Origin of the sequence: Arsenicicoccus sp. UBA2120, assembly GCF_002330965.1 — a bacterium.
Classification (GTDB): Bacteria; Actinomycetota; Actinomycetes; order Actinomycetales; family Dermatophilaceae; genus Arsenicicoccus; species Arsenicicoccus bolidensis.
Window position 1 is genome coordinate 61,071 of the sequence record NZ_DCYC01000083.1, and the last position, 5,138, is coordinate 66,208.

The following is a 5,138-nucleotide window of genomic DNA, read 5'->3' on the forward strand; positions in this document are numbered from 1 at the left end:
CCCGGCACCCCGGCACCCCGGGCTCCCGTGGCCCGCCGGTTCGTCCTAGGCTCCGACCATCACGCCCCAACGTCGGAGGTCCTCCCCGTCATGTCGTCTGCTCGTCGCACCTCGATCATCAGCACCGTCGCCCTCGCGCTCGTCGGCCTGGCGCCACTGTCCCCGGCCACGGCCGCGGCCGGCGGTGACCACCCCGGCAAGGGGAGGGGCAAGGACAAGGCGCTCGACCTCACCGTCCTCGCCACCACCGACGTGCACGGCAACGTCATGGACTGGGACTACTTCAAGAACGCGCCGTATGCCGAGAGGTCGGGTGAGTCGGTCGGCCTCGCCCGGGTCGCCTCCGCCATCGACCAGGTCCGGGCGGCCAAGGGCGCCGAGAGCACGATCGTGGTCGACAACGGTGACGCTCTCCAGGGCACGCCGATGACCTATCTCTACGGCTCCAAGGACCCTGTCACCCGGTCCGGCCTCACCCACCCGATGGCCGCCGCCTACAACGCCATCGGCTACGACGCCCAGGTCGTCGGCAACCACGAGTTCAACTACGGGCTGGACCTGCTGCGCACCTACCGCTCGCAGCTGCGCTTCCCCCTCCTCGGCGCCAACGTGACGGACGAGCAGCCGGGCGTCCTCGGCCTCAAGCCCTACACCCTCGTCAACCGCCACTGTGAGTCGCATCGCTTGGTGGCGTGCTTCTGGTAGCGGTCAGTGGCCGATGAGGAGGGCTTCTCTGGCGGCGCCGACGAGCTCTGGGGTGAGGGTGTGGAGGTCGTTGATGGTCTGGATGCGTTCGATCTGGGTGGCCAGGCGGTCCAGGAGCCGGAAGTTGCCTGCGGTGATGCGAGCGATGGTGGCCAGGGCGGTGGCGTGCGCGATCGGGTCGTGGTCGGCGTGCTGGGCGGGTAGGCGCGTGGTGAGGACAGCGGTGAGCTCGTCGGGGCCGAGGGGTCTGTACTCGTGGGCGAAGCCGATGCGGCTGTAGAGCTGGGGATAGCGCGCGAGGCGCTTTTCGATGCCTGGCATGCCGATGAGGATGACGCCCATGTGGTGGCGGTCGTAGTAGTCGCGGACTTGCTCAAGACCGGTGCTCTTGAGCCTGTCGGCTTCGTCGATGATGAGCAGCTCGGTGCGCCCGGAGGAGCGTGAGGCGTCGTTGTGGTCTTGGCGTTCAGGTGGCGGGGCCTTGTCGGTGTTCTGTGGCGGTCGGGTCAGCTGGCGCCGACAACCAGGGGGTGATCGCGGGTCTACCGCGAGATCTGCCAGCGCGGCCACGCGATGGCAACACCGGCGCGGCTATCCACCATGCCTCTCCTCGGAGCTCTTCGCTCCGTGCGTGCAGTCTCTCAACCGAGATGCGTCATGGGCCGGGGCAGGGCGTCAGAGGCCGAAGGCTCCGCCGCTGACGAGGATGACGATGCCCAGGCCGATCAGAACGATCGGGAACAGCACGTGTTCCCAGCGTTCGAGGACTTCGGCGATCGGTCGGCGCGTGGCGATGAACTTGGCCAGCATGACGAGGATCGCGACGAGCAGGAGGAAGACGACACAGTAGGCGACCACGGCTACAGGTCCCACGTTGAGGAAGACCGGGACGTAGACGCCGATGTTGTCTCCTCCGTTGGCGAAGGTGACCGCGGCGACGGTCAAGACGCCGACGTTCTTGCCCTCAACCTTGGCGTCATCGTCATCGTCGTCGCTCCCGCGCCAGGCCCGCCATGCGGCCCACAGGCCTAGGGCCAGGGGGATGAGCCCGAAGTAGGGGATGGCTTCTTCAGGAAGGAATGCTCCCGCGCCCAGTGACACGAGCACGGCGGTGCCCAGGATGCCGGCGAACCCGAGGTACTGGCCTGCGGTGATCCGGGCCGTCGTCCCGCGTTGCCCTGCGCCCCGGGCGAAGAACAGCGAGAGCACGATGATGTCGTCGATGTTGGTGGCAACGAACAGGCCGATCGCCTGCAGGACCGAGGAAACGATCACGCGTCAGGCTCCGCGTTGGCGCACCCGGGAACAGGGCAGGCAGGATCGATGCAGGGAGCGTTCTCGTTCACGGCGAGGGTGACCTCGACCAGTGCGTTGAGCGCCCGTGCCAGGTGCGGGTCGGCGATCTCGTAACGTGTCTGGCGGCCCTCGGGCTCGGCGACCACGATGCCGCAGTCGCGCAGGCAAGCCAGATGGTTCGACACGTTCGAGCGCGTCAGCCCGAGGTCGCGTGCCAGCTCTGCCGGATAGGCGGGCCGCTCCAACAACGCCATCAGGAGCCGTGACCGTGTTGGGTCGGCCATTGCCCGGCCCAACCGGTTCATCACGTCCAGGCGAGTAGCAATGCTCAGCATGTGCTGAACTATACAGCACTGACTGAACCGGCAGCCTGTGCCGCAAACGAACGATTCCGCTACACGCGCCGGAGGGCCGGGCGGCGCGCGTCGTCGACGAGGCGCCTGATGTAGCGGAACTGCGTGCCGAAAACTACGGCGCGATACTTCCCGTGTCGGACGGGTTTCGCTACGGTCGACGCGTGGGGCATCTCCTGGGGTACGCGCGCGTGTCGACAACCGATCAGGACGCGTCGCTGCAGGTCGATGCGCTGACCAAGGCCGGGTGCTACCGGGTGTTCGTCGACACCGGCTCCGGGTCGCTGCAGCACCGGCCGGAGCTGGACAAGCTGCTGGACCAGCTGCGCCCGGGGGACACCCTGGTGGTGTGGCGGCTGGACCGGCTCGGCCGGTCGATCCGCCACCTGATCGACCAGCTGCAGGTCCTGGCCGACCGCGGCGTGGGGTTCCGGTCGTTGCAGGAGACCATCGACACCACCTCCCCAGGCGGACGGTTGGTGTTTCACGTCTTCGCGGCACTGGCCGAGTTCGAGCGCGACCTGATCCGAGAGCGCACCAACGCCGGCCTGGCGGCCGCTCGTGCTCGGGGCCGCAGCGGTGGGCGGCCGTCGGCGTTGTCCGCGGACCAGGTCCGGGCGGCCCGACGGATGTATGAGCAGAAGGACATGACCGTCGCCCAGATCGGGCAGGTGCTCGGCGTCTCCCGCACCACCATCTACCGGGCCCTGAACCGCGCGCCCGCCGCAGCGGCCCCGTCACGACGAGCCACGAGCGCCGTGTAGGCCGGCCGTGGACGCGGACGGGCGGTGGCGGATCCTGCGGCTGCATGTCGAGGACCAGGTCCCGCTCGCCGCGCTGGCCCGTCACCACGGCCTGGGAGTGCGCACGCTGGAACGCTGGCATGCCCGCTACCGCGCCGGCGGCCTGTCGGCCCTGGGCCGAGTGCCGCGGGCGGACGCGGGCGGGCATCACCTGCCGGCGGACCTCATCGCGCTAATCGAAGGGCTCGGGCTGACCCGGCCCCGCCCACCGATCGCCGCGATCCACCGGACGGTGGTGAAGGTCTGCGCCGGCACCGCGTGGCCGGTCCCGTCCTACGGCGTCGTCCGGTCGATCATCACCGCCCTGGACCCCGGCATGGTCACCCTCGCCCTCGAGGGAGCAGGCTCCTACCGGGACAAGTACGAGCTCGCGTTGCGGCGGACGGCCGACCGCCCCAACGCGATGTGGCAGGCCGACCACACCCTGCTGGACATCGTGCTCGTCGGCACGGACGGCAAGCCGGCCCGGCCGTGGCTGACCGTCGTGATGGACGACTGCTCCCGCGCGATCTGCGGCTACACGGTCTTCTTCGGTGCGCCGTCAACGATGCACACCGCCCTGGCGCTACGGCAGGCGATCTGGCCCAAGGCCGACCCCCGGTGGCCGATGTGCGGCATCCCCGACCTGTTGTACGTCGACCACGGGTCGGACTTCACCAGCGACCACCTGGCCCGCACCGCCGTCGACCTGCACATCCGCCTGATCCACTCCGCCGTCGCGCGACCCCAAGGGCGAGGCAAGGTCGAGCGCTTCTTCGGCACGGTCAACACCGAGCTGCTCACCACCCTGCCCGGACACCTCCACAGCGGCGCGGAGCGCTGGCCCGCGCCAGCCCTGTCCTTGGCTGACCTCGACGCCGCCGTCGGGGCGTTCGTCCTGGACTACAACGACCGCGCCCACGGCGAGCTCGGCGTCTCGCCGCGGTCGGCGTGGATCGCCGACGGCTGGCTGCCACGCCTTCCCGACAGCCTCCAGGCGCTGGACGGGCTGCTGCTGACCGTGGCCCGATCCAGGACGGTGCGCCGCGACGGCATCCACTTCCAAGGCATGCGCTACGTCTCACCGACCCTCGCCGGCTTCGTCGGCCGCCCCGTGGTCATCCGCTACGACCCCAGAGACATCACCGAGATCCGCGTCTTCGACCACGACCAGTTCCTGTGCACCGCCGTCGATCAGGAACACCACGCCAAGCAGATCAGCCTCAAGGACGTCCAGGCCGCCCGCAACGCCCGTCGCCGCGCCCTGCGCCGAGGCATCAACGAGCGGATCGCCGTCGTCGCCGCCCACACCCCCGACGCCCCTGCCAGGCCCGTGCCGCCGCGCGTGCCGACCGTGGCGCGGCTCAAGGTCTACAAGGAGGACCTCAGGTGAGCGAACGCTTCATCGTCACCAAGGAGCACCGCCGCTTCACCGAGTTCGCCGACTCCGTCCGGCGCGGGCGCACCATCGGGCTGTGCTTCGGGCCGGCCGGGGTCGGCAAGACCGTCTCCGCACGCCGCTACGCCCACTGGGACCAAGCCCACGAGCTGCTCACCGACTGGGGCCCGCGCTGCGATGACGACGCCAAGATCTACGCCGCGCTGGCCAAGAACCGCACCGCCCTGTACACCCCCGGGGTCCTGACCACCCCGCGGCTGCTGCGCGAGGACCTGGACCGGATCATCACGCGCACCAGCATCTGCATCCAGCAGCACGTCGAAGCCCCCGACCGCATCCCCTTGGACCGGTGGGGCACCCGGCGCACCACCAACTACGTCCAGCTCGTCATCGTCGACGAGTCCGAACGCCTGAGCCCCACCGCGCTCGAGCTCCTACGGGACCGCTACGACCGCGACCAGATCGCCCTGATCCTCATCGGCATGCCCGGGCTGGAGAAGCAGTTCAGCCACTACCCCCAGTTCTACAGCCGCGTCGGCTTCGCCCACCAGTACCGGCCCCTGAGCACCGACGAGATGCTCTTGGGACTGCTGCAGGGGTAGG

At 69.5% G+C, this 5,138-nt stretch carries 6 protein-coding genes and 1 pseudogene; 4 read left to right on the forward strand and 3 right to left on the reverse strand.

Annotation, left to right across the window (positions count from 1 at the left end):
- Window positions 1–90: 90 nt before the first annotated feature.
- Window positions 91–705, forward strand: a complete 615-nt coding sequence (locus B2P18_RS14320) for a hypothetical protein (RefSeq protein ID WP_286961331.1) — start codon at window positions 91–93, stop codon at window positions 703–705.
- Window positions 706–708: 3 nt separating this feature from the next.
- Here B2P18_RS14320 and B2P18_RS14325 read toward each other — a convergent pair whose 3' ends face one another.
- The 3 genes from B2P18_RS14325 to cmtR all read right to left on the reverse strand — a co-directional run bounded on the left by B2P18_RS14325 (window position 709) and on the right by cmtR (window position 2,336).
- Entirely contained in the window at window positions 709–1,275 is a 567-nt protein-coding gene (locus B2P18_RS14325; protein ID WP_286961334.1) for an AAA family ATPase, read from the reverse strand.
- A gap of 105 nt (window positions 1,276–1,380) precedes the next feature.
- A complete protein-coding gene (locus B2P18_RS14330) occupies window positions 1,381–1,980 on the reverse strand; it encodes a cadmium resistance transporter (protein WP_013115601.1) in 600 nt (199 codons plus the stop codon).
- On the reverse strand, window positions 1,977–2,336 hold the full coding sequence (gene cmtR, locus B2P18_RS14335) for a Cd(II)/Pb(II)-sensing metalloregulatory transcriptional regulator CmtR (protein WP_090034559.1): 360 nt from the start codon (window positions 2,334–2,336) through the stop codon (window positions 1,977–1,979). Before cmtR ends, B2P18_RS14330 begins: the two co-directional genes overlap by 4 nt.
- Before the next feature lie 182 nt (window positions 2,337–2,518).
- Here cmtR and B2P18_RS14340 point away from each other — a divergent pair, with 182 nt between their 5' ends.
- From B2P18_RS14340 to B2P18_RS14350, 3 genes and pseudogenes are all read left to right on the forward strand, one after another.
- Window positions 2,519–3,118, forward strand: a complete 600-nt coding sequence (locus B2P18_RS14340; protein ID WP_147794727.1) for a recombinase family protein — start codon at window positions 2,519–2,521, stop codon at window positions 3,116–3,118.
- Between the two features lie 7 nt (window positions 3,119–3,125).
- Window positions 3,126–4,529, forward strand: a complete 1,404-nt coding sequence (locus B2P18_RS14345; protein WP_161916670.1) for a Mu transposase C-terminal domain-containing protein — start codon at window positions 3,126–3,128, stop codon at window positions 4,527–4,529.
- Window positions 4,526–5,125, forward strand: a pseudogene (locus tag B2P18_RS14350) (AAA family ATPase); the annotation flags it as partial. The gene B2P18_RS14345 and the pseudogene B2P18_RS14350, both read left to right, overlap by 4 nt.
- Window positions 5,126–5,138: the final 13 nt, after the last annotated feature.